Source organism: Sorangium sp. So ce124, from assembly GCF_051525235.1.
In the GTDB taxonomy this organism is placed as follows: Bacteria; Myxococcota_A; Polyangia; order Polyangiales; family Polyangiaceae; genus Sorangium; species Sorangium atrum.
In genome coordinates this window covers 3513947-3537809 of the sequence record NZ_CP150312.1, presented here as the reverse complement: position 1 = coordinate 3537809, position 23863 = coordinate 3513947, and the positions used below count along the sequence as shown (strand labels likewise).

General features: G+C 69.6%; 20 protein-coding genes. 9 read left to right on the top strand and 11 right to left on the bottom strand.

Annotation, left to right across the window (positions count from 1 at the left end; translation table 11 throughout):
* Nucleotides 1-143 precede the first annotated feature (143 nt).
* The 5 genes from WMF19_RS13505 to WMF19_RS13485 all read right to left on the bottom strand — a co-directional run bounded on the left by WMF19_RS13505 (nt 144) and on the right by WMF19_RS13485 (nt 5689).
* Complete coding sequence (locus tag WMF19_RS13505) at nt 144-569, bottom strand: bleomycin resistance protein (protein WP_437899472.1); 426 nt, start codon at nt 567-569, stop codon at nt 144-146.
* 212 nt (nt 570-781) lie between these two features.
* Nucleotides 782-1924, bottom strand: a complete 1143-nt coding sequence (gene ribB / locus WMF19_RS13500) for a 3,4-dihydroxy-2-butanone-4-phosphate synthase (protein ID WP_437899471.1) — start codon at nt 1922-1924, stop codon at nt 782-784.
* Nucleotides 1925-1938: 14 nt separating this feature from the next.
* Nucleotides 1939-2877: an aldo/keto reductase gene (locus WMF19_RS13495; RefSeq protein ID WP_437899470.1), complete on the bottom strand. Its 939-nt coding sequence runs from the start codon at nt 2875-2877 to the stop codon at nt 1939-1941.
* A gap of 88 nt (nt 2878-2965) precedes the next feature.
* A complete protein-coding gene (locus WMF19_RS13490; RefSeq protein WP_437899469.1) occupies nt 2966-3994 on the bottom strand; it encodes an ABC transporter substrate-binding protein in 1029 nt (342 codons plus the stop codon).
* A 453-nt stretch (nt 3995-4447) separates the two neighbouring features.
* Entirely contained in the window at nt 4448-5689 is a 1242-nt protein-coding gene (locus WMF19_RS13485) for a methyltransferase (RefSeq protein WP_437899468.1), read from the bottom strand.
* A 294-nt stretch (nt 5690-5983) separates the two neighbouring features.
* Between WMF19_RS13485 and WMF19_RS13480 the strand changes: the two genes are divergently transcribed.
* Entirely contained in the window at nt 5984-6544 is a 561-nt protein-coding gene (locus WMF19_RS13480) for a pyridoxamine 5'-phosphate oxidase family protein (protein WP_437899467.1), read from the top strand.
* 2 nt (nt 6545-6546) lie between these two features.
* On the opposite strand, the gene WMF19_RS13475 is transcribed toward WMF19_RS13480, so the two are convergent.
* Together WMF19_RS13475 and WMF19_RS13470 are read right to left on the bottom strand one after the other, a co-directional pair.
* Nucleotides 6547-7500, bottom strand: a complete 954-nt coding sequence (locus WMF19_RS13475; protein ID WP_437899466.1) for an MBL fold metallo-hydrolase — start codon at nt 7498-7500, stop codon at nt 6547-6549.
* 117 nt (nt 7501-7617) lie between these two features.
* Nucleotides 7618-8271, bottom strand: coding sequence for an MEDS domain-containing protein (locus WMF19_RS13470; RefSeq protein ID WP_437899465.1), 654 nt, complete (start codon nt 8269-8271; stop codon nt 7618-7620).
* Nucleotides 8272-8783: 512 nt separating this feature from the next.
* On the opposite strand from WMF19_RS13470, the gene WMF19_RS13465 reads away from it, so the two are divergent.
* The 6 genes from WMF19_RS13465 (at nt 8784) to WMF19_RS13440 (ending at nt 16313) form a co-directional block, all read left to right on the top strand.
* On the top strand, nt 8784-10235 hold the full coding sequence (locus WMF19_RS13465; RefSeq protein WP_437899464.1) for an amidase: 1452 nt from the start codon (nt 8784-8786) through the stop codon (nt 10233-10235).
* 395 nt (nt 10236-10630) lie between these two features.
* Nucleotides 10631-11008: a hypothetical protein gene (locus WMF19_RS13460; RefSeq protein WP_437328989.1), complete on the top strand. Its 378-nt coding sequence runs from the start codon at nt 10631-10633 to the stop codon at nt 11006-11008.
* A 313-nt stretch (nt 11009-11321) separates the two neighbouring features.
* A complete protein-coding gene (locus WMF19_RS13455) occupies nt 11322-12530 on the top strand; it encodes a pyridoxal phosphate-dependent aminotransferase (protein ID WP_437899463.1) in 1209 nt (402 codons plus the stop codon).
* Nucleotides 12531-12660: 130 nt separating this feature from the next.
* Entirely contained in the window at nt 12661-13788 is a 1128-nt protein-coding gene (locus WMF19_RS13450) for an aromatic ring-hydroxylating oxygenase subunit alpha (protein ID WP_437899462.1), read from the top strand.
* A 75-nt stretch (nt 13789-13863) separates the two neighbouring features.
* Nucleotides 13864-15099, top strand: a complete 1236-nt coding sequence (locus WMF19_RS13445) for a cytochrome P450 (protein WP_437899461.1) — start codon at nt 13864-13866, stop codon at nt 15097-15099.
* On the top strand, nt 15096-16313 hold the full coding sequence (locus WMF19_RS13440) for a cytochrome P450 (protein WP_437899460.1): 1218 nt from the start codon (nt 15096-15098) through the stop codon (nt 16311-16313). The genes WMF19_RS13445 and WMF19_RS13440 overlap by 4 nt, the downstream gene beginning before the upstream one ends.
* A 9-nt stretch (nt 16314-16322) precedes the next feature.
* Here WMF19_RS13440 and WMF19_RS13435 read toward each other — a convergent pair whose 3' ends face one another.
* Complete coding sequence (locus WMF19_RS13435; protein WP_437899459.1) at nt 16323-17945, bottom strand: tyrosine-type recombinase/integrase; 1623 nt, start codon at nt 17943-17945, stop codon at nt 16323-16325.
* Between the two features lie 1147 nt (nt 17946-19092).
* Between WMF19_RS13435 and WMF19_RS13430 the strand changes: the two genes are divergently transcribed.
* Together WMF19_RS13430 and WMF19_RS13425 are read left to right on the top strand one after the other, a co-directional pair.
* Complete coding sequence (locus WMF19_RS13430) at nt 19093-19956, top strand: tyrosine-type recombinase/integrase (RefSeq protein WP_437893382.1); 864 nt, start codon at nt 19093-19095, stop codon at nt 19954-19956.
* A 6-nt stretch (nt 19957-19962) separates the two neighbouring features.
* Entirely contained in the window at nt 19963-21237 is a 1275-nt protein-coding gene (locus WMF19_RS13425; protein ID WP_437893383.1) for an IS91 family transposase, read from the top strand.
* 385 nt (nt 21238-21622) lie between these two features.
* Here WMF19_RS13425 and WMF19_RS13420 read toward each other — a convergent pair whose 3' ends face one another.
* From WMF19_RS13420 to WMF19_RS13410, 3 genes are all read right to left on the bottom strand, one after another.
* Entirely contained in the window at nt 21623-22225 is a 603-nt protein-coding gene (locus WMF19_RS13420; protein ID WP_437899458.1) for a hypothetical protein, read from the bottom strand.
* A complete protein-coding gene (locus WMF19_RS13415) occupies nt 22131-22499 on the bottom strand; it encodes a hypothetical protein (RefSeq protein ID WP_437899457.1) in 369 nt (122 codons plus the stop codon). The genes WMF19_RS13420 and WMF19_RS13415 overlap by 95 nt, the downstream gene beginning before the upstream one ends.
* A 276-nt stretch (nt 22500-22775) precedes the next feature.
* On the bottom strand, nt 22776-23846 hold the full coding sequence (locus tag WMF19_RS13410) for a hypothetical protein (protein WP_437899456.1): 1071 nt from the start codon (nt 23844-23846) through the stop codon (nt 22776-22778).
* Nucleotides 23847-23863: the final 17 nt, after the last annotated feature.

Sequence of the window (23863 nt, the reverse complement as noted above, 5' to 3'; positions counted from 1 at the left end):
CAGATTATTTGTTTTTGCGTCTTTGCGCCCTTGGTGCCTTTGCGTCAAAATCTCTCTTCGCTCGCGCAGATCCCTGGCTGGATTTCTGACAGGCGAAATCAGCTCCGCCAGTCGAACTGGCGACCTGCGAGCAGGGAGAGCGATCAAGAGCGCAGAGGGCGCTGGCCCAGGTCCGTGAAGAACCGCAGGAGATAGCCGTCGGGGTCGGCGACGACGAACTGGCGGTTACCGAGCTCCGTGTCGCCGTCGCGGTACCATCTATCCTCGAAGTGGATCACGATCTGGAAGCCGCCTGCGCGCACGCGCTCGTACAGCGGCGTGACGTCGGCGACCTCGATCTGAAAATTGACACCGCGCCCGTAAGGATGCTCCAGCGGTGCGGTGCGGAACCTGCGGCCCGGCCCCGCCGCCTCCTGCAGCATGAGCTGCGCGCCCTCGATGTCGATGAAGGCAAATCTCTCCTCCGGCCTCTCGTACCGCAGCGTGCAGCCGATGACGCCAACGTAAAAGCGGAGCGAGGCGCCGAGATCCGCCACGTCGAGCTCCGGTATGAGCTTCTGCCCTTTCATTGTCCGTGCCCATCGAGATCGACCGATGGCTCGATCCGAGCCGCGGTTCGTCAGGCAGAGCCTAGCTCACCGCTGGGACATCCAGGCTAGGTTGGATCGCATGCGACGTGCTGCCATGACCGGAATCCGCAGGGGGAACTGGCCAGGCCGACGAGCTGCACCGGCGGCGACGAGCGACGGCGCTCCACGCGCGTCGCAGCGGCGCGCTCGCCTCAGCTCTGCAGGGCGGGAGACCCCGAGAGGCCATCCGCCGTCCGCCCCCGCCGGGGCAGCAGCGCGCCGTGGCCCCCCACCTGCGTCACGGGCTCGCCCGTCTCGAGGTCGATCTCCTTCTTTGGCCCCTCGGGCCAGGGCGCCCTCGAGTCGAGGAGCGTCACCCGGCGAACCCCGAGCGCCACGAGCTCGCGCGCAGCCACGGCGAGCTCGAGCCCGATCGTGACGTCCGCTCCCGCAGCCGTCGGCTCGGCCGGCGGGGGCACATAGACCACCGCGCCGGCGCCCGCGGCCTCGATGTCTCGCAGGGCGTCGAACAGATGGGCGTCGCCGAGGAGGTCCGAGACGAGCGCGGCGCGGTGGGTGTACACGAGGGCCGGGTCGCCGGCGTGCGCCGGCGCGCCGTGCGTCAGGAGGAGCAGCTGCCTCTCGCGACGCAGCGTGTACGTGTGCGCCCGCCACTCGCCGCTCGGGCTTCCTGCAGGCCGGAACGGGGCGCTCCGGACGCGCGCGGCGACGTCCTCGGACCGCACCCGGTAGCGGATGAGGTCATCGATGGAGACGAGCGGCAGCCCCTGTCGCGCCGCGAAGCGCGCGAGGTCCCGGCGGCGCGCCATCGTCCCGTCGTCATTCAGGATCTCGCAGATCACGGCGGCCGGCAGCGCCCCGGCGAGCCGCGCCAGGTCGACGGCGCCCTCGGTGTGCCCCTCGCGCTCGAACACCCCGTCCCGGCGCGCCCGCAGCGGGAACACGTGCCCTGGCGACACGACGTCTCGCGGCGACGCGTCCCGCGCGATCGCGGCCGCGATCGTGCGCGCCCGGTCGCGGGCGCTGATGCCGGTCGTGACGCCCTCGCGCGCCTCGATGCTCACCGTGAACGCCGTCGACCGGCGGGCGCCGGGCCGGGTCGCCATGAGCGGCAGCGCGAGGCGGTCCACCTGGTCCTCGGTGAGGGCGAGGCAGATCAGCCCCCGGCCATGGGTCGCCATGAAATTGATGGTGGCCGGCGTCGCGTGCTCCGCAAGGACGACGAGATCTCCCTCGTCCTCGCGCGCCTCGTCGTCGACGAGGATCACCATACCGCCGGACTGAAGCTGCTCGACGGCAGCCTGAACACGCAACGTGGATGTCGAAACGGCCATGGATTCCTCTTCGCTCAGCGGGCCGGGAGCGGCGCCAGTCGATCGATCTCTTCCAGATCGGCCCCGGTCAGCCGGAAGCCCACGGCGGCGGCGTTCGCGCGCACCTGCTCCGGCGACGTCGCGCCGGCGATCACGGAGGCCACCGCAGGCCTGCTGGCGAGCCACGAGAAGGCCAGCTCCAGCAGCGTGTGGCCCCGGGACGCCGCGTAGGCGCCGAGCGCCGCGGCGGTCTGCCGGTTCCGCTCGGTCAGGAAGCGCGCGGAGAGCGCCGTGTCCTGCGACGAGAGCCGCGCGCCGACGGGCGCCGGGGCGTCGGGCCGGTACTTGCCGGAGAGCAGCCCGCTCGCCAGCGGGAAATAGGGCAGAAAGGCGATCCCGAGGCGCTTGCTGTCCGAGAGCACCTCGCGCTCGGGCTCGCGCTGGAGCAGGCTGTACTCGTTCTGGACGCTCACGAAGCGCGCTTGCCCCGGGCGGGTGGCCTCCTCGGCGACGCGGATCTGCGCGGCCGAGAAGTTGGAGCTGCCGATCTCGCGCACCTTGCCGGCGCGGACCAGCGCGTCGAGCGCCTCCAGCGTGTCCTCGATCGGCGTCTCGGGATCGGGGCGGTGCAGCTGGTACAGGTCGATCCAGTCGGTGCCCAGCCGGCGCAGGCTGTCCTCCACGGCGCGCTGGATGTACGCCGGTTGCGCGCCGCCCCTGCGCTTGTCGTCGAGCGGGACGCCGAACTTGGTCGCGATGATCACCGAGCTCCGCCGGCTCCCGAGGGCCTTGCCGAGCAGCTCCTCGCTCTTCGTGCCGCCGTAGACGTCCGCCGTGTCGAAGAAGTTGATGCCGACGTCGAGCGCCGCGCCGACGACCGCCGCCGTCCTTTGCTCGTCGATTCGACCGCCGAAATTGTTGCACCCCAGGCCCACGACCGACACGTCGAGCGAGCCAATCCGCCTCTTCTCCATCAGGTCATTCCTTGCAGCAAGTTGGGATCGAGCGAGTCGCCGGCGCTGGCGGCGCAGGCCGCGCGTCGCGGCCCGCGCCCGCGTGCCGTCAGCCCTTCGGCTTGCCGTTCGCGTCCCACTCCGCCCAGAAGCGCTCGAGTCCGGTGTCCTTCAGCGCCCGGTTGAGGAAGCGCCGATCGGTCCAGGGCTCGACCTCGAACGTGCTCCTGATCAGGCCGTACTTCTTCGAGTCGGCGACCGCCGACTTGTACCGGGCGATGGCGTACTCGTCGAGCAGCGGGCTGGCGTTCTGCTTCATGTCCTCGCCCTGCTGCGCTTCCTTGTAGTTCGCGAAGGGCGTGCCGGACTTCGACCAGAGCTGGAAGGCCTGCGTGCGGTTCTTCTCGTCCGAGACCCACGCCGCCGACTTCACCGCGAGCGTGATGATCTTCTGCACGACGTCGGGGTACTCGTTGATGAAGTCCTCCCGCGCGATGATGCCTGAATTGCTCGGGTAGGTAGGGGAATCCCCCTTGGTCGTGTAGACGATCTTCCCGATCCCCTGGTCGCGCAGCGAGAGGTAGTCCGTGCCGCCGAACACCGCGTCGATGTCCTTCGTGGCGATCGCCGCCTTCGCGGTGGAGGCATCCATGCTGATGGACCGGATGTCCTTCTCGGTCAGCCCGTGGCCCTCGAGGATCCGGTTCGCGGACAGCTGCGAGGCCGTGCCCTTTTGGAAGGCCACCTTCTTGCCGCGCAGATCCTTGACGCCGGTGATCGGCGAATCGGCGGGCACCACCAGGTAGGCGTGTCCGCGCCGGCTGGCGCTGGCCAGGAGCCGCGTCTTGAGGCCGCTCGCCCGGCCGACCACGGAAGGCAGGTGACCGTGGGTCCAGATGTCGAGCAGGTTGTTCGCGACCGCCTCGTTCACGGCCGGGCCGGCGCCGCGGAAGAAGTTCCACTTTACCTCGATGCCGTCCTTCTTGAACTCCTCGGCCAGGGTCCCCTGGAGGTGCAAGAGGGAGAAGAAGCTGCCTCCGGTGACAGGGCGATTGCCCACGCCGACACCGGGCACCCCGACGCGGATCACGCTGGGCGCGGCGGCCCGGGCCCTGCCCGCCAGAAGCGCTGCCGACACCGCTGCAGCGGCGCCTCCCAAGAACTGACGTCTTTGCATGGCGCCGTGATGTGCACCGTGCGTGCCATTCGATGAAACCCTTGGAATCAAGGGTCTGCCGCGCGGCACTGTTGCCAGGGAAGCACCCGATCCGCAGGGCTGCTGGCCCAGCGGTCACCACCGTGAACGTGGTCGTGGTCGTGGTCGTGGTCGTGGTCGTGGTCGTGGTCGTGAACGTGGTCGTGGTCGTGGCCGTGGCCGTGGCCGTCGACGACACGATCGTAGACGTGAACGTTCCGCCGGTACCTTGGTCGACGAGTGTCGCTGCCCCCGGCGACTTCCGGGGACGTTCACGTTCACGACAAGCCGTTGACGACCACGACCACGACCACGTTCACGACCACGTTGGTGACCGGGGGGGCGGGCTTGGGGCTCCACGGCACTCCCGCGCATCGGGTGAGCCGCGAGGCCGCTTCAGCCGCCGAGCCCTCCCGGCCGGGCGCTCGCGAAGATCGCGACGTTCCTCGGCGTCACCTCGGGCTCGAACACGAGGGCCGCCTCGACCTCGTGCCCTCGCTCGCCGAGGGCCATCGCGCGATCCAGCGCGACCGCGACCTCCGTGAGCCGGGCCAGGAGCGCGCGCGGCAGCGTGAGCCGGCGCATCTGGCCGAACGCCGCGCGCGCCGCGACCTCGCGCTCGCGGAGCTCGGCCTCGGTCGCCGGGCCGAGACCCCGCAGCGCGAGCGCCCGCGCCGCGAGCTCGCGCAGCCCGCCGTGCGCGCGCCGCCGGTTGATCCCGCGCATCTCCTCACCCAGCGCGACGTCGAGCCCGCGGCCGCGGAGCAGCGACAGCAGCGCGTGCCGCCGCTCGCGGGCCGCCAGCTCCTCGTCCAGGCTGGCCTCGACCCCCGCCGGGCGCGCCGTCAGGTTGGTGAGCCCCAGCGCCTCGCGCTTCAGGACGAGCCCCGCCGCCCTGGCCGCGGCCGAGAGCGGGGCGCGGGCCGGCGCGCCGATCTTCTGAAGGCAGCACGAGACGAGCGCCAGGTCGCAGGGCGCCTCGGCCGCCGCCCTCGCCGTGCGGTCCCCTAGCTCGCCGCAGGCGTGCAGGCCGACCGCCAGGTCGTCCGGAGCGAACGCCAGCGCCTGCTCGAAGGCGTCGAACGCCACGAAGCGCGCCCGGCCCCCAGCGGCCAGCGCGGAGGCTGTGGCCACGCGGTCGGGCTCGCGCTCGAGGCCGATCGCTTCCCGATCGAAGCGCGCGGCGGCCAGGCGGGTGAAGTGGCCGTGCCCCGCGCCCACGTCGACGAGGCGGCGGGCGCGGGCGGCCATGGGCGCCACGGCGCCGAGCAGGGCCTCGAGCTGGAGCCGCTTGCGCGCTGGCACCGCCCGGAGCTCGTCCAGCGACGCTGGCGGGAGCGGCTGGACCGGCCGCCGCGGCAGCCTCGCGGCCTCGTCCGCGGCCCGCGCCAGGGCCACGAGGCTCGGGGGCGGGCGGTCGAGGCCGTCGATGCACGCCGCGAGCCCCTCGGCCTCGCAGCGGGCGAGCTCGGCGTCGGAGAGCGACAGGAGGAAGCCCGTCCAGCCCCGCGCCTCGCACCAGGCCGGCGGCGCGCCCTCGTCGACGCGGGCCTCGACGATGTCGAGCGCCGGCACGAGCACCTCGAGGGCGCGCGCGAGGCGCTGGGCGACGGAGGGAGGCGTGGGCGACGGGGGCATGCGAGAGCCGGAGGCCGGGCGAGGACTACCGGATCCGCGCCGCGCCAGGAAGGCGCCTCTGGCGCGTCGCTGGGGGAGATCGCCGAGGCCCGAGCTCGGCTCAGATCGAGATTTGCCCGTGCACGGAGCTGCCGCAGCAGGCGCTGGATCCCTCGGCTTTCCCCCCCTCCCCTCACCGCCGCGCCGCCCCTACACCACCGCGAGGCGCGGTTCTCCACGCGGCGGCGCTGCGCCGTCGCGTGGAGAACCGCGCCCTCGAGCGCCCCGGCGCGTGCCCGCCGCCCACGAGGATCCATGGGACGAACCTTCTCCGAGCTGGACGACGACCTCATCGGCTTCCTCGCCGAGCAGCGCCTCTTCTTCGTGGCCTCCGCCCCCTCGGGCAGCGGCGGGCACGTCAACCTGTCGCCGAAGGGGCACGACACCTTCCGCGTGCTCGACCCGCGGACCGTGGCCTACCTCGACCTGACCGGCAGCGGCGTCGAGACCATCGCGCACCTGCGCGACAACGGCCGCATCACGCTGATGTTCTGCGCGTTCGACGGCCCGCCCCGCATCCTGCGCCTCCAGGGCCGCGGCGAGCCCGTCTTCCCCAGCGACCCGCGCTTCGGCGCGCTGGCGGACCTCTTCCCGCCGTTCCAGGGCGTCCGCTCGGTGATCCGCGTCGAGCTCGAGCGCGTCGCCACGTCGTGCGGCTACGCCGTGCCGCGCATGGCCTACGAGGGCGAGCGGGACACGCTGTCGAAGTGGGCGGAGCGCAAGGGGCCTGAGGGCCTCTCGCGCTATCGGCTGCAGAAGAACACGACGAGCATCGACGGCCTGCCGGGCCTGCCGCCGCCGTCGGAAGACGCGTGATCTCAGAGCCTGCGGGTCTCGCCGACGTCGAGGATCCAGAGGCGCTCCATGTCGCCGCGGCCCTTCAGGAAGGCCTCGCGCGCGAGGACCGGCGGCTCGCCGATCGGCTCGTCGGTGAGCTTGTACGTGCCCCAGTGCATCGCGACGAAGGTGCGCGCGCCGAGCAGCGTGGACGCCTGCACGGCCTCCTCCGGGCCCATGTGCTGCGGCTCCATGAACCAGCGCGGGGCGTAGGCGCCGATGGGCAACATGGCCCAGTCGATGGATCCGCCGTTGCGCTCGCCGATCTCGGCGAAGCCGTCGAAGAAGCCGGTGTCGCCCGAGTGGTATGCGGTGCCCTCGGGGCCGCGGATCACGAAGCCGCCCCAGAGCGCCTCGTTCCTGTCCCAGGGCATGCGCATCGACCAGTGCCGCGCGGGCACGAGCGTGATCTCGACCTGGCCGACGTGGACAGACTGCCACCACGCGAGTTCGTCGATCGCGCCCGCGCCCAGCTTCGCGAGGAGCGCGCCGTTGCCCTGCGGCACCACGAAGCGGGGCCGGAGCGGCGCGTTCTTCTTGCCGAGCTTGCCCGGGTGCACGGCGTGCGCCGCGAGGATGCGCGACAGCGTGGGCGTGTCTAGGTGATCGCGGTGGTTGTGCGTGATCAGCACCAGATCGATCTCGGTGAGGTCCTCGAGCGGGATGCCCGCCGGGGCGAGCCGCTTCGCGGTGCCGAGGCCCGTCGCGAGGATGGGATCGATCAGGATGCGCAAGCCGCCCAGCACGAGCAGGAACGACGCGTGGCCAATCCACGTGAGCGAGGCGCGGCCGCTGTCGACGAGCGAGCGATCGTAGGTGCGGTGCGGCGTGACGAACCCGTCAGCGACGGCCTTCTCGCGGGCGCCGAGCTTCCACTTGAGGACGTCGGCCGCGCCGCGCGCGGGCGTGGTGGCAAGATGATCGAAGCGTCCCACGCCCGGCGGTATACCACGCGGAGCGAGGCGGCGGTCGTGCCGGCCCGGCGCGGAAGCCGAGCGCCCCGGCGCCCCGGGCGCCTGCCGCGGGACGCGAGCCAGCCGAAGGCGTGAGGGTCAGCCCTGGTTCGCGAGAGCCACCGGCGCCCGCCGCAGCGCGAGCTTCTTCAGGAACGTCACCGGGTCGAGGTAGTACGGATTCTCGTGCACGTGGCCGCCGATGACCACGTGCGAGTGCGTGGCGAGCACATCGGCGATCACCCGGCCGCTGAAGCGATTGACGTCGTAGCAGCAAAGAAGCGTGCAATCGTGCTTGGGCGCCAGCGTGTTCAGCTTTGCTTCGTAGACCATCAGGTCCTCGGTGCCCGGCAGGTTCTTCAGCGCCCATTCCATGTCGCCGCAGGTGCGAACGGACTTGAACTCGCCTTCGGCTGCGCCCTTGAGCACGCCCTCGACGGTCGAGTACATGCGGTCCGCGACGAACACGTTGTCCTGGATGTACGTCTGCTCGGAAGGGACGACCTTGAGCTGGCCACGCTGGATCGCGTCCTGCACGGGCACGCCGCCCTCTTGCATCCGATTCACATGGTCGTCATGCACGCTCGACTCGAGGATGGTCACCACCTCGTCGCCGATATCGATTCCTTCCTGGAAGTATGGATTGAGGACGTCGTACATTTCCTTGCGCGAATCGAAGAACGCGCAGATGTGCTGCAGGCCATGCAGCTCCTTGCCGCAGAGACTCACTTTTCGCGTACGTGATGGCGCCATGTTGCACTCCTGGGGCTCGTACGCCTACCACCTCTCCGCATCCGCGTCGACCCATATCTCGGCGGCGTTCAGCCAGCTCGCGTGCTTCGGCGTGTGGTGGAATTCGAAACGCGAGGCAAGCGCGCGGCCCCGCTCGGCAAGGCCGAGACGAGCATCGCGAGCTCTGCCATGCATTCGGCCTCAGCCGCGCTGCAACGGCACAAGCTGGGGTGGATGCGCGAACCCAGCTTCGCCACGAACATGGATGGAAAGCCCGGTGCATGACGAAAGGTGCACGCCGGCTTTGGACGGGGCGGCCAAAGACCGATCCGACGCAAGCCGGGCACGGCGCCGGCCGTCCACCGAACTACGAATGCGACAGCCGCGCCCTCTCGCCGGAAACGCCATCCTGTGCCCGGCGTCGCAGTCGGCTGTGATGCACGACAGATCTACACGACAAGGACCATGGCGGGAACACCTAGGCGAACGCGCATATCCGTTGCGAAGGACAGTTCATCCGTTATAGTGGACACATGCCGCCCACCTCGCTCGTGCAAGCCACCGCCGTCGAGCTCCTCGCGCTCTACCGATCCCGCAGCGCTTCCCCCGTCGAGGCGCTCCGCGCCGTCCTCGCCCATGTGGAGCGCCACGGAGCCCCGCTAAACGCGTTCGCGCTCCTCGACGAGGAGCGGGCCCTGGAGGCCGCGCGGGCGTCCGAGGCGCGCTGGGCTCGAGGCGAGCCGGTGGGGCGCCTGGACGGGGTGCCTGTCGCTGTGAAGGACCTCCTGCTCACGCGCGGCTGGCCGACCCGGCGGGGCTCGCGCACCGTGGACGCGGCTGGCCCCTGGACGGAGGACGCGCCCGCCGTCGCCCGCCTGCGGGAGCACGGGGCGGTGCTCTTCGGGAAGACGACGACCTCCGAGTTCGGCCTGAAGGGCCTCGGCGACAGCCCGCTGACCGGGATCACGCGCAACGCGTGGGACCCGCGGCGCACGCCGGGCGGCAGCAGCGCCGGCGCCGTCACGGCGGTGGCGGCCGGCTTCGGGCCGCTCGCCGTCGGAACGGACGGCGGCGGCTCGATCCGCGTGCCGAGCGCGTTCTCCGGGGTGGTGGGGTGCAAGCCGACCTTCGGTCGCGTGCCCGCGCACCCGGCGAGCGTGGTGGGGGTGCCCCCGCACGTGGGGCCGATCGCGCGCACCGTCGGCGACGCGGCGCTGCTCCTCTCGGTCCTCTCCGGTCCTGACGACCGCGATCCGTTCCGGGCCCCGTCGCTGCGCGAGGACGCGCTGTACCTGGGCGCGCTCGTCGCGGTCGACGCCTCCGACGCCCCTGACGCGTCCGACACGCGCGGCGCGTCCGACGCGCTCAATGCAAGGTTCCTGCGCCGCGTGCGGGTCGGCGTGAGCGCCACGCTCGGGTACGTCGATCTGCCGGGCGAGACGCGGGCCCGCTTCGACGCGGCGGTCGCGCTCCTCCAGCGGCTCGGCGCCGAGGTGGAGGAGGTGGCGCCGCCGTTCGCTGACCCGGGGGGCGTGCTACGGACGCTGTTCGCGGCGCGCGCCGCGCACACGGTGCGGGAGCTCGGACCGGAGCAGCGCGCGCTGCTCGATCCGGCGGTCCAGAGCGCGGCAGCCCAGGGAGAGGCGCTGAGCGCGGTGGCGTACCTGGAGGCGGAGCGGCAGCGCGCGGAGCTGGCGCTGACCATGGCCGCGTTCCACCGCCGCTTCGATCTGCTGGTGACGCCGACGTCGGCCGGGGCCGCGCCCCTGATCGACGGCGGCGCGCTCCCCCCCTCCTTCGCCGCGCCCTTCAGCCTGACACGCCAGCCGGCGATCAGCGTGCCGATGGGCCTCACCAGCGCCGGCCTGCCGCTCGGGCTGCAGATCGTGGGGCGCCATTTCGAGGAAGCGCTTGTCCTGCGCGCCGCGCTCGCGCTCGAGCGCGAGAGCGCCCCGCTGCAGGCGCCGCCGCTCCGCGCGAGCTGAACGGTCGCGCGAGGCCGCGACCCGATGGGCGCGGCGGTCCGCTTCGTGTCGATTCCATCCTCCTTCCCACTGACCCTGAGCCAACGCTCGAACCCGTGCGGCACGAGGCGGGCACGCTCGTGCTGGCCCCCCCGAAGCTCGGGTCCTTCAAGCAACGCGGCCTGCCGCGGGGCCCGAGCTCGCGACCGCAGCCCGGGACCGGCGGAGCGCCCGCGATGCGCGACTACGCGCGCACGTGAGCGAGGTTTCGCTCAACTACGCGCGCAAGTGAGCGAGGTTTCTCTCAACATGCCCACGCACGCCTCCAAGGAATAGCCCGAAGAAGCGGGGGGTTTGATGCGCGGGCACCTGCCTTGCTCTGAGGGAACAGCGAACCCTCACAAGGAGCTGCTCACATGAAGAATACCATTCGCGCCGCGCTCGCCGTCCTGTCGCTTGCCTCCGGCCTCCTGGCCGGCTGCGTCGTAGCCCCCGAAGAAACGACCACTCCGGAGGAGACGACGGCCGTGACAGAGGAGCTCGTGAACAACGGTGGGGGCACGGGTTCGCTCAGTTGGTGGTGCAGCGAAGACGGAAGCTGCACGTGCGAGGGTGGAACGCTGTCGTCAGACTGCTGGGGGCTCTCTCCGTACTGCATCGACAGGTTCGAGTGTCGCATCAACCCGCCGTACCTGTGCTATTGCCACTGGAAGGCCGTGCGGCAAAACCCGGGCGTCAAGGCGACGACAGGGACAGTCGGGAACGCGACAGTCGGGACAGCGATCAGTCCGTGAGTGCCCGCGCGGCGGTGCGCGGCGGTGAAGGAGACCAGCCGAGCGGCGCGGGGGCGCGCGCGGGCTCCACACGGGACGACGAAGGCGTCGACAGGTGCCCCACGAGCGCCTGCGGGGGGGGGACAACGACCGCTCCGTAAGCCGAGCTCGCACCGCGGCCCATCCTCACCCTGGTCGCACGCCTCCACACACAAGCTCTTGGGCCGCGCCTCTCGCTCTTCCTTCTTGCAACTGGCCAGCGAAGGTGGCCTCCTGAATCCTGGGGACGACTAGCCTGGTTGATGCTGGTTGAACACCACGGGAGGAGCGCGCCATGCAGCCTCGAACGACAGCGAGCAACGCACCCATCGCCCCGGTTCGCCGGTCCGGCGCGCCGCCCATCGACATGGCGCTGAACCACGGCACGTACTGTTCCGAGCGGTGCGCGGACGTCCTGCGGCGACACGCCGGCAACATCTCCCTGCGGAGCTACCCGGCCGGAGACAACGGAGATCTCCGGCGCGCGCTCGCCGCGGACGCGGGCGTCAGGCCGGAGAACGTGCTGGTCGCCAACGGGAGCGGCCCGCTGCTCAAGACCTGCATCCCGTTCCTGATCGAGCGCGAGATCAAGCGTTCGGCCATGCGAACGCTGCGCTTCTTGCTGAAGCGCACGGCGTATCCCATCATCACCACGCGGCTCACCTACTCCAAGGTGCCTGCCTCCGGCGTCCGCGTGGGGCTGCGATGCGAGCTGCTCCCGCTCTGCCCGGAGAACGGCTTCGCGCTCGACATGAACATGCTCGAGTCGCGCCTCTCGCGGCAGGACGGCCTGGTTTACCTCTGCAACCCCAACAACCCCACGGGCAACGTCCTCATCACGAGGCAGGAGCTCGGTCCGCTGCTCACCCGGTTCCCGAGATCCCTCTTCTTCATCGACGAAGCCTACGTGCACTACCTCGAGGAGAGCCCGAACACCCGGATGGCGGACCTGGTGCTGCGCCATCCCAACCTGATGGTGCTGCGCAGCTTCTCCTTCGCCTACGGGCTCGCGTCGGTGCGCGTGGGGTACGCCATGGGGAACGCGAAGGTGGTGGCGCAGATGGAGGCCAAGATGACGCCGCACCGGGTCGGGCAGCTGGCAGCGGAGCTCGCGATGGCGTCGCTCCAGGACAGCGGACACCTCGGATTCGTCCGGCACCAGACGGCGAGGGAGCGAGCCAGGCTGATGGCAGCCATCGGAGCTCATCGCGCTCTGGAGGCCTATCCGTCACAGACCAACTTCATCCTGTGCCGCGCGCGCGGGGCGTGGTCCGGGGCGAAGATCCACGACGCGCTGCTCGCCCGAGGCGTGAAGGTGAAGGCCTTCGAGCCGTTCGGCGACGAGCGATACGACGAATACTTCCGCGTGACCGTCGGCCTGCCGGCGGAGAACACCTGCTTCATCGAGCAGCTCGACGCCCTGATGAGCCCGCGCCGCAGGGAGGAGCCCTCCATGACGACGGCCCCGGCGGTGCGCCAGGTCGAGCTCTCGGAGCTTGCTTAGCCGAGAATTTGCTCAAGGTTCCGGGAATGGAGCCCCGAGGACCGAAACCCGTCCCTGCCTGCCTGACCGACACGCAGCGGGAGATCGTGGAATCCCTGGTATCAGCGCCTGAGCCCGCTCTCCAGCCTGTATGAAGCATGCGGAGCAGGTGACGCTGATACGGCGCACGCTCGATCTGATCCAGCGGCGGACCACGGACATGGACGCGGAGCCGGACCAGAGGCCGGTGGACATCTACACGTCACCGGCGCGGCTCGAGAGGGAGCGAGGACAGCTGTTCCAGCGCTACCCCATCGTCCTGACGAGCGCGGCGCTCCTGCAAAGGCCGGGCGATTGCGTCACCCACGACGAGCTGGGCGTGCCGATTCTGCTCTCCGTCGACAAGGAGGGCCAGATCAGGGGGTTCTTGAACGTCTGTCGCCACCGAGGTGCCCGGCTCCTGGACGGCCCCACGGGCGTCGCCCGGAGCTCCTTCACGTGCCCTTTCCACGGATGGACCTATGGGCTCGATGGCAAGCTGCTGCACGTCCCGCACGCCTACGGCTTTGCCGAGGGGCATTGCGAACATACCGCGCTCACCCCGTTCCCAGTGCGGGTGAAGTTCGGCATGGTGTGGACCGATCCTGGGCCAGATCTGGACGCGTTTCTGGGTCCCCTCGCGCAAGAGCTCGCCGGCTGGAACCTCTCGCGCCTCCAGCCGGCATATCAGCTCACCTTCTCGCCCAACGCGAACTGGAAGCTCCTCATGGAAGTGGCATTCGAGGTCTATCACTTCCGGAAGACGCACGCGCAGACGATCGCCCCCTGGTTGCACGACAACATCGCCCTGCATGACGACTTCTATCCCCACCAGCGCATGGTCGTCCCCAGAAACAGGATCAACGCGTGCCTGGACCGCGATCCAGCGAGCTGGGATCTCCTCTCCGTCGCGAATGTCGTCTATCTGATCTTTCCAAATACCGTCCTCATGCTGCGAGAAGGTCCGACCATTCTCCAGACGGTGTTTCCGAGCAGCCTGGATCGGACGCTCTGGCGCACGTGGGCGAGCGCCGCCCGCGTCCCGCAGACGGAGCGCGAGGTGCGCCATACAAGAGCAGACAGAGAGAGCTTCGAGACGACACTGGACGAAGACTTCAGGAGGGTGACGTCGATCCAGAGCGGGCTGCGCTCCGGCGCGAACCAGGTCGTCACGTTCGGCCGCTTCGAGCTCGGGCCCATCCGGTTTCACCGCGCGCTCGACGACTTCCTCGCGAGGTGAACGCGCGTGTCCACCGGCGCGCAACGGCTCCGGAGCTCGGTCGCCGGTGGATCAGGAGGAATCAGGAGCAAGACGATGACATCCGCGGTCACGCACAAGGAATGGTCAGCGGACAGCTTCGACGCGCTGGATCCCGCCTTCGTGGCGGACCCCTACCCGTTCTATGCGCGCCTCCGGGCGGAAGCGCCGGTCCATTTCGTCGCCTCGGTAGGGGAATGGTGGATCACGAAGTATTCCTACGCGAAGCTCGCCCTGGCCGACAAGCGCTTGACGACACAACGCGAAAAGGTCATGGCCGTCCCCCCGCGCAGCGGCTCCGGATCCTGCCCATGGACCCCGAACATGATGGAGCTGGATCCACCCGAGCATGACCGGGTGCGCGCCCTCGTGGGCAAGGGGTTCACGCGCGAGGTCATCCAGCGCCTCCGGTCGAGGGTCGAGGAGATCGCGCACGAGCTCGTGGACCTCGTCGAGGGGGGCGGGCAGATGGACGTCGTGGCCGACTACGCGTATCCCTTGCCGACCTCCGTGCTCTGTGAGCTGATGGGCTTGCCGGCATCGGAGCGGGAGCAATTTCGCGCGTGGACGACCCGGATCCACCTGAAGTTCGACCAGGCTCAACCGCCGGAGGTGCGGCAGCAGGGCGAAGAGGCCTATGACGCCGCGCGAGAGTACCTGAGCAGCGTGATCTCCGAGCGGCAGGTACGCCCGGGGGCCGATCTGATCAGCGCGCTGCTCTTCGCCGAGGACCACGGCGAGCGGCTCGCGCTCCCGGAGCTCTTGTCGAACCTCACGTTCTTCCTCTACGCCGGCTTCGAGACGACGGCCCGGATGATCTCGGCGGGTGTGTACACCTTGCTCTCGCATCCCGATCAGCTGGCGCTGCTTCGAGGCCACCCGGAGCTCACGCAGACGGCCGTCGAGGAGCTGCTGCGCTACACGTCGCCTGGACAGCGAGGGATGGAGCGCTGGGCGCTCACGGATCTCGAGCTCGGGGGCAAGCTGATCCAGAAGGGGGAGCGGCTCTCCGTCGTGCTGGGCGCCGCCAACCGCGACCCCGAGGTGTTTGCGGAGCCCGACCGGCTGGACATCGCGCGGAAGCACAACCCGCACCTGGTGTTCGCCCGGGGCACGCACGCGTGTCTCGGCTCCTTCCTCGCCATCACCGAGCTCGAGATCGCCTTCTCGGTGCTGCTGCGCCGGCTGCCGCGGCTCGAGCTCGCGACCCCGGAGCCGAGATGGGAGCCCAACACCAAGCTCCGCGGGATGGCGGCGTTGCACGTCCGTTTCCAGGGCGGAGGAAGAAGATGACATCCGCGATCACGTACAAGGAATGGTCAGTCGACGGCTTCGAAGCGCTGGATCCCGCCTTCGTGGCGGATCCCTACCCGCTCTATGCACGCCTCCGGGCGGAAGCGCCGGTTCATTTCGTCGCTTCGATAGGGGAATGGTGGATCACGAAATATTCCTACGCGAAGCTCGTCCTGGCCGACAGGCGCTTGACCACACAACGTGAAAAGGTCACGGCCGTTTCCCCGCGCCCCCCCACCGGATCATGCCCGTGGGCCCACAACATGATAGAGCTGGATCCACCCGAGCATGACCGGGTGCGCTCCCTCGTCGGCAAGGTGCTCACGCGCGAGGCGATCCAGCGCCTCCGGTCGAGGATCGAGCAGGTCGCGCATGGGCTCGTGGACCGCGCCGAGGGGGACGGGCGCATGGACATCATGGCCGACTACGCGTATCCCCTGCCGACGAACGTGCTCTGTGAGCTGATGGGCCTGCCGGCATCGGACCGAGAGCAACTCCGCGCGTGGATGCCCGGAATTCATCTGCAGTTCGATCAGGCTCAGCCGCCGGAGGTGCGACAGCAGGGCGAAGCCGCCGATGGCGCCGCGAGAGAGTACCTGAGCCGATGGATCGCCGAGCGGCAGGCGCGCCCGGGCGCCGATCTGATCACCGCGCTGCTCTCGGCCGAGGACCACGGCGACCGGCTCGCGTTTCCGGAGCTCTTGTCGAACCTCAGCTTGCTCCTCTACGCCGGCTTCGAGACGACGGCCCGGATGCTCTCGGCTGGCGTGTACACCTTGCTCTCGCATCCCGATCAGCTGGCGCTGCTCCGAGGCCGCCCGGAGCTGATGCAGAGCGCCGTCGAGGAGCTGCTGCGCTACGCGTCGCCTGTACAGCGAGGGGTGGAGCGCTGGGCGCTCACGGATCTCGAGCTCGGGGGCAAGCTGATCCAGAAGGGGGATCGGCTCTCCGTCGTGCTGAGCGCCGTCAACCGCGATCCCGAGGTGTTCACGGAGCCCGACCAGCTGGACATCACGCGGAAGCACAACCCGCACCTGGTGTTCGCCCGGGGCACGCACGCGTGCCTCGGGTCCTTCTTTGCCACCAGCGAGCTCGAGATCGCCTTCTCGGTGCTGCTGCGCCGGCTTCCGCGGCTCGAGCTCGCGACCCCGGAGCCGACATGGGGGCCCAACACCAAGCTCCGCGGGATGACGGCGCTCCACGTCCGCTTCTAGCTCCGCGTGTCAGAAATCCCGCCAGGATTTCTGAGACGTCGGGGCGGAGGCGGACGAAATATCAATGATTTCAATCTTTTCTGTCTGATTCGCGGCCGAGTCACTCTCCGGCGTGGCCCAACGCGGGCCCAACGGGCCTCCTGCAGCCACCGGGGCGCCCGCTGCGGGCTGGCCGGCGTGGTCATCGACCGCGCCCGGCGTTCGGTGGTGCAGCGCGCGGACAAGGGACGCGCCGCTGCTCGGCGACGGCGAGCCCGCCTCCGGGCCCGCGGACATGGGATCACTTCCACCTAAACGGCCGCCCCTGCCGTTCAGCTCGGGGATCGCTTCGTCCAGAGGAGCGAAGTCCCCCAAGCCGAGCTCAGCGACCTTGCGCGCCGCGCGCTTGTAGTGGTGAATCTGACGGCTCGACTTATGCCCGGTCCGATCGGAGATCCACGTCTCCGTGCGGCCGTTCGCGAGCTTGATCGAGATGAAGGTCGCACGGGTGTCGTGCAAGCGTATATTCAGCCGTGACTGCGTGGTCTCGAACAACTCGGGCCGATCGATGCCAGCACGGCGCAGGTGATTTCGAAAGTTGTGCGCCCCACTGCGCCCCGGCAGGGGCCCGCTCGGCCCAATGAAGACACGCTCCTTCGGGGGACATATAGCGAAATAGGTCCGAAGCGCGCGCACGACGTCGGGTGAGAGTGCCCAGGCGCGTGGGTCATCCGTCTTGTTCTCGTCGAGCACCACGGCGCCGCGGTCGAGATCGAGATCGGACGGCTCCAGCCTTCCGGCCTCGTCTGCCCGCATTCCCTCGCGAATCAGGAAGCCATAATAGATCCGATAGGACAGCGGAATATCCAGCGCCGCCATGAGGCGCCTATCCTCGTCGGGATAGAGGGAGCCTTTGGCCTTGTTGTCCTCCGCCTTGGGGATCCATCCACGCGGCAGCGGATTGCTGGCGATGATGCGCGCCGGATAGGTCGCGAGCGCGAGTATTCGATGAATCACTTTTGCGATGCCTTGACGCGAGGAGTCCTCAAGATGTCCTGGCAGCATGGAGATCGCTCGATCTGCATGATCGAGCGTCAAACGAGAGAGTGGAACGGGGCCGAGTACCCCTAGAACATGATTGAGCTTATGCCGGTATTGCTCCGGATGGCGAAGCGCTTTCACATGCAGTGGGTATTGCTCGGCGAGCCTCCCAGAAACAACCAACTCGGCGAACTCAGCGAAGGTTGTTTCCCCGGACGCGCGGGCACGCGCTTCGCCCCTGCAGAGCTGCTCGATGGCAAGCCGGACGTCGCGGAGCGCGTTCCCCTCGCGCGCCGCAGCCCGCTCCAAGAGCGGCAAGCCGAGGACGATCTGGCCGGCTGCGAGCAGGCGCCCGGCGAGCTCGGACAGCACCTCCAGGCGCGCGTTGGCTTCCTGCTCGGTCCGGCACGTCGGCAAGCTGAACGTGGATCGACCGGCCTCGCCAAGGCTGAGGCGCGCGGTCCACGTCTTCCCGCGCAGCCGGACGGACCCGGAGCCGTTGGCGCGCTTGTCTCCTGCGGGCCTGCCGGGTGCGCGAGTCGCCAGCTTCGGGTGCTCCGTCGTGCTCGCCGAGCCCGGCGAGTCTGCGGCGGCCGCCGCTGCTTCCGCCACCGGAGTGGCACGTCCGGCGGAGCGGCTCGAACGCAAACGCCGATCGGTCGACGCCGGTGCAGGGAGGGATGTGGTGGGGGACGACGCCGAGCGCTTGGCGCGCGCCCGTCGGTGGGGTACGTCAGTCATGGGTCGGTCTCCGGTGATGCGGGGGTCGATCAAGGGCCCGTCCGGCGTTCGCTGCGCCGAGCGGGCCCGCTCTACTTTGGCGGCAGCCTAGCACGGCTTGTTCCTGCGCGAGGAACGCTCGCCCGGTCGGTGTTTGGGCATGGGACAGATTGAAGGCCGACAGAGGCCAGCACCGCGGCAACCCGTGTGCGCTCATCCACCTCTGCGTCACAGCGCGATGCTGGGTCACCAGCCAGCGCCTGGAGGTAGGCGACGAACGCTTCGCGCTGGACGAGGCGCAGCTTGCCAAGCCTCGTGACCGGGAGCGGGAAACCCGGTCCGCGGATCGTGTCGAGGTAGACGCGTGCCGGGATCCCGGTGACCGACTCGACATTTTTCTGCGAGAGCATCTCCGGCTGCGGCGCTGTGAGTGTGAGCCCCTCCAGCGGGATCGCGAGCGTCGCCGTTGCTGTGACGGGATGGGCAAGCCCCCTCGGGGGGCACGATCCTCGGGCAGGCACGTCCGGGAATGTCCTCTCCACCACGCGTGTGCCGTGTTCCACCTGACGAAGCGCAAGGGGTGCCGATACACGGGCGAGAGCCGCTCGTGTCATGATGTACCTCCATCCGTGTTGGGTTCGTTCGCAACCGTGACCGACGCCGCCGGAAGGGGCACTTGGACCAAGCCGCTTCGCGGCAGCTCCTGTGCCTGCTGAGGTCGACCGCGATGACTGCTGCGACCGCGAGCGCGATGCGGACGAGGTGCAGGAGCTCGGCGTGAGGCTCAAGAAGCTGCTGCGGGCCCTGCTCCGTTAAGCATTGCGGATACCGAGCCGCGGTTTCCTGCCGCGGCTCGGATCCTTGTCTTCGCTGCGGTTGTCACGGCAGGCATTGCTGCCGCAGCGCGGATTTTGCCAGTATTTATTGCGAAAAAAGAGCCCGGCGCCGCGCAGGACTGGCCGCCCGCCGCCTCATTCCCTGCCCACCCTGCCGTTCGCGACGCCCCTGCCCGGGCGCCGCGTCCACCAGGAGGGCAGCGATGGGACAGCTCCGCGATCGAATGGCCGAAGACCTGAAGCTGCGGCGATACAAGCCGTCGACGTGCGACAATTACCTCCGCTGCGCACGGGCCTTCGTAGCCTACCACCGCAAGCCGCCGCAGCAGATGGGTCTCGACGAGGTGCGCGCGTTTTTGCTCTACCTCGCCGAGCAGCGAAAGATCGCGGAGGCGACCCAGCACCAGTACGTGGCGGCGATCAAGTTCCTCTACGCCACCACGCTCGGGCGTCCGGAGGTCGCCGTCGCGATCCCCTGGCCGAAGGTACCCCAGAAGCTGCCGCCGGTCCTCAGCGGCACCGAGGTCGAGGCGCTGCTCAACGCGATCGGCTCGGTCAAGCAGCGCACGATCGTCCTGACGGCGTACGGCGCCGGTCTGCGGATCGATGAGGTCTGCTCGCTGCGGGTCGAGGACGTCGACAGCAAGCGCAACCTCATCCACGTCCGCAATGGCAAGCTCGGGCGTGATCGGTACGTGATGCTCAGCGCCCCCGTGCTGACCGCGCTGCGCATCTACTGGCGGGCGGAGAGACCCGCTGGACCGGAGCTGTTCCCGGGTCGCAAGCAGGGCTCGGTCATCTCGCACGAGGCGGTGCGCAACGCGCTGCGCGAGGCGGCGAGGCGCTGCAAGCTGCACAAGCGCGTCACCCCGCACGTGCTGCGGCACAGCTTCGCCACCCACCTGCTCGAGCTCGGCACCGACATCCGCGTCATCCAGGCCCTGCTCGGCCATCGCTCCATCCGCACCACCGTCCGCTACGTCCGCGTCAGCCAGGCTCACGTCGGTCGCACCCGCAGCCCGGTCGAGGTGCTCGGCACCCAGGAGGCCAAGAAGAAGCTCGGCTGAGGTCGCGTGCACCCGCATCGCCTGGCGCCGCGGCCCGCGGCGACGGGTAGGCCTCGTCTCGAGGTCGCGGATATCGTCCGCGCCCACGGCGAGGCCTACCTGCGCGCCCACGCCGTCTCCGCCGCCCAGCGCAAGGTCCTACGCGACATCGCCGCGTGCAGGACCGCGGTGCTGGGCGGCCATGTCGACGTGTGCACGAGCTGCGGCCACGAGCAGCCCTCGTACAACTCCTGCCGCAACCGCCACTGTCCCAAGTGCCAGAGCCTCAGCCAGGCCAGGTGGATCGCCGAGCGGCAGCAGCGCATCCTGCCGACGCACTACTTCCACGTCGTCTTCACGCTCCCGGCTGAGCTGCGCCCGCTGGCGCTCGTCAACCCGCAGACGGTCTTCGATCTGCTCTTCCAGTGCGGCTCGCAGACCCTGCTCACGCTCGGCCGCGATCCCAGGCGGCTCGGCGCCGACATCGGTGTCACCGCCGTGCTGCACACCTGGAGCCGCAATCTCAGCTTCCATCCGCACCTGCACTGCATCGTCACGGGCGGTGGGCTCTCGCTCGACGGCTCGCGCTGGATCGAGGGGCGGCGCGGCTACCTCTTCCCTGTGCAGGTCCTCGGCAAGCTCTTCCGTGGCAAGTTGCTCGCCGCGCTCCGGCAGGCCTATGATCAAGGAGAGCTCGACCTGACCGGCGAGGCCGCCGCGCTGGCCAACCCCGCTGCCTTCGCTGCGCTGCTCGGCGCGCTCTACCGCAAACCCTGGGTGGTGTACGCCAAGCCGCCCTTCGCTGGGCCCGAGCAGGTCTTTGCTTACCTCGGTCGCTATACCCACCGTGTCGGGCTGTCCAATCACCGGCTGCGGTGGATGGATGAGCGCGGCGTGTGCTTCCGGACCCGCGGAGACAAGACCGTGACGCTCTCCGCAGAGGAGTTTCTGCGTCGCTTCCTGCTGCACGTGCTGCCTCATCGCTTCGTGAAGATCCGACACTTCGGCTTGATGGCTGCGTGTCACGCCACCACCACGCTCGAGGTGGCACGCACGAGGATCCTGGCGGCGCGAGACGCAGGGCAGTGCGCTGTCGGGGGAGATGAGCACCGGGAAGCCAGCTCTCACGAGCACGAGCCCTCTGCGCGCCACGTCGTCAAGGTCGACTGGTGCACGCTGCTCGCCGAGCTCACGGGGATCGACCTGTCCATCTGTCCTCGCTGCGGTCAGGCTGCGATGGCTCGCCGCCCGCTGCCGTCGTGCGTCGTCGCCTCTTCCGCTGCCCCTCCGGACACGTCATGAGCATTGCTGGCCTGGGCAGGAGCAACAACACCACCTCCGTTGCGCGGCGGTCAGGGATCGATCCGCCTTCTGCGCCGTCCACGTCGGCGGCGTGCGTGCTTCTGGGCCTCCGTCGGCGCCGCGCTCTGCCTCGGCACGTCTGCGCCCAACGTCGTGGCGGCGGGATGCACCACGCGTGCGAGCCCCGCCACGCCCGCCCTCTGCTGCCTTCTCGGGCAGGATCTCCATAGGCCTCGCGACCGCCTCGCCCGGCCGCGAACCGGCCCGGTCCAACCCGACGTTTGCGGGACTGCGCCGGGACCTCGCCGCCGCTGCTGCTCAGGCGCAGTCCCGCAAACGCCTATTCAGAAACGGTAGTTCTGCGCTCCCGGTAGTTCGCCGCGAACTACCGGGATACGCGCTCGGAAAGAACATCGAGCCGTATCGCGGGGTTAGGTGTTCTGGGAAGCGTCGCTGAGGGGCCGAAAAACGGGAAAAATGAAGGGCTCGATTTGGTAGTTCTGCGCGCCCCCTCAGCGACGCGCGCGGAGGTGACACCGAGGGGGGCCCCCAAGGTAGGCACACCGCGCAGAACGCGACCCACGCGCACCGGGCGAGCGGGTTCGGTCGGTCCGCCGTCGCCTCCGAAGCCCCACGCCCCCGTGCCGGCCACCGTGTCAATGATGCCGTCGGGCGCCACACCACGGACGCTGTGATTGCCCCTATCGGCGATGTAGACGCTGCCGTCGAGCCCTACCGCGATGCTGGACGGACTCGTCGATGTGGCCAGCGCGGCGGGGCCGCCGTCCCCGCTGTACCCGGCCGCGCCTGTACCGGCCACGGTCGCGATCGTCCCGTCGGGTGTACCCCGCCACACGCGATTGCCGCCCTGCTCGGCAATGCGCAGGCGGCCATCAGGCCCGAGCGCGAGCCCGCGCGGCACGTCGAGCTTGGCGGCGACCGCAGGCCCGCCGTCGCCGCGATCCCCCTCGTTGCCTGTGCCGGCCACGGGCCTCAATCACACCGTCTGTGCCCACGCGGTGCACCCGGTGGTGGAACGTATCGGCGACGTAAATGCCGCCGTCCGTCGCCGCGGCCACGGCCGAGGGCGCATAGAGCGGCACCGCCGTTGCCCGCTCGCCATCCCTCAGCACGCAGTTTGCGCAACCGTGGTCCGCCACGGTGGTCAATACGTTGCCGAGCGCACCGGCGCGGCGACGCCGCCCGTCATCCAGGTGAAGCACCCGCCCGCTGGGCTCGTAGGCGTGGTGCTCGCTCAGCATCCAGCCGCCAAGCCCCTGGGAGCGAGCGCTGAGCATACCGGCGCCCCGCGCCAGACCTTCCACAGCGTGACGTCGTCGCGTGTCCTAGTGCCGACGCTCGGGGTGTTCCTTCGAGGGGGCGCCCGAAGGCGTCCTTGCCGTCCCACGAGACCGTCGTCTCGCTGTTCGGCTCGCAGGGGCAGGCGAATCGCTCCTCGAAGCGCCGGCCGGCGATCTCGACGACCAGGTCGATGCGCTCGAGCGAGGCGGGCACGCCGCGGCGGCTGGGCGGGATCGTTAGGGCATCAGGCCGAGCGCGAAGAGGGCATCCGACCAGAGCGGCCAGAGCGTGCGGTACGGGTGCGTCGCCAGCACCACGCCGCCGCTCGGGAGGCGCCGGACGTAGAACCGGGCGTGGTCGACAAGGAACTCGAAGTGGTCGAGGGTGATCTCGACCTCCGACAGGGCCGAGCCGCTGCCTGTCTCCGCGCCCCCTCCATCGCTCTCCCTGCGCTGCCGCGTCCGCTCGTAGATCTCGCGCGCGCGCGGCTCCGCGGCGCGCCACGCGCCGTCTGGTGTCTCCGCCGCGGCTTCGAGCGCTTCGAGCAGGGCGGAGGGCGGTATTGCCATCGCCTTGAGGACGGTTTCGCGGGAGAGCGAGCTCGAATGCGCACCCGCATGTCGTAGCGCGACGCACGCGCCGGGCGGCGCGGCTTCCACCCGCGCGCGGAGCGCATCCAGCGACAGGCCAGCGGTGCGCGACACCCTGTCCTTGTCGTGGAGGCAGATCCACGAGAGGGCGAGGTCGCGCGCGAGGTCACGAGCGTCCGCGTTGTACGTCGCGCACAGGGTGACCGGCGCGAGCCAGGTGCGCGCCGTCGTGCAGCCACCGGTCGGGACGCGGCCGCTCGCGTCCGGCGCGCAGAGGCGGAGCAGGACGTCCTCGATGTTTTCAAGCGCCATGTGCCACGCGAGCACGGCCTCGGCCTGCACGGAGCGCGGGCCGCGATCCAAAGCGAGGTCCATCCGCGTGAGGGGAAAGTCCTCGATGTGGCGGGGGTGCACCTGGATGGGACCCTTCGGCTTGAGACGCTCGCTCTTGTCGGTGAAACAGCGAAGGATGCAATGGACGAAGTGCTCCTGGCTCAACGATGCGACGAAGTAGGTCTCCGCGTCGGTGCGTCCGAAGTGGGCTCGGAGCATCGCGACCACTTCATCCACGGAGATCGTATTGCATTCCGTGTCATGGTCCATGATCGCGCGCATGCTGTACTGTGGCTCCTTGATGAGGGCTGACAGCGCCGCGCCGAACGCATCGACCCTCTGTGCCTCGTCACACCAGGCGAAGAAAAACGGACCTTCTCTCATCGATCGATCATCCTCGT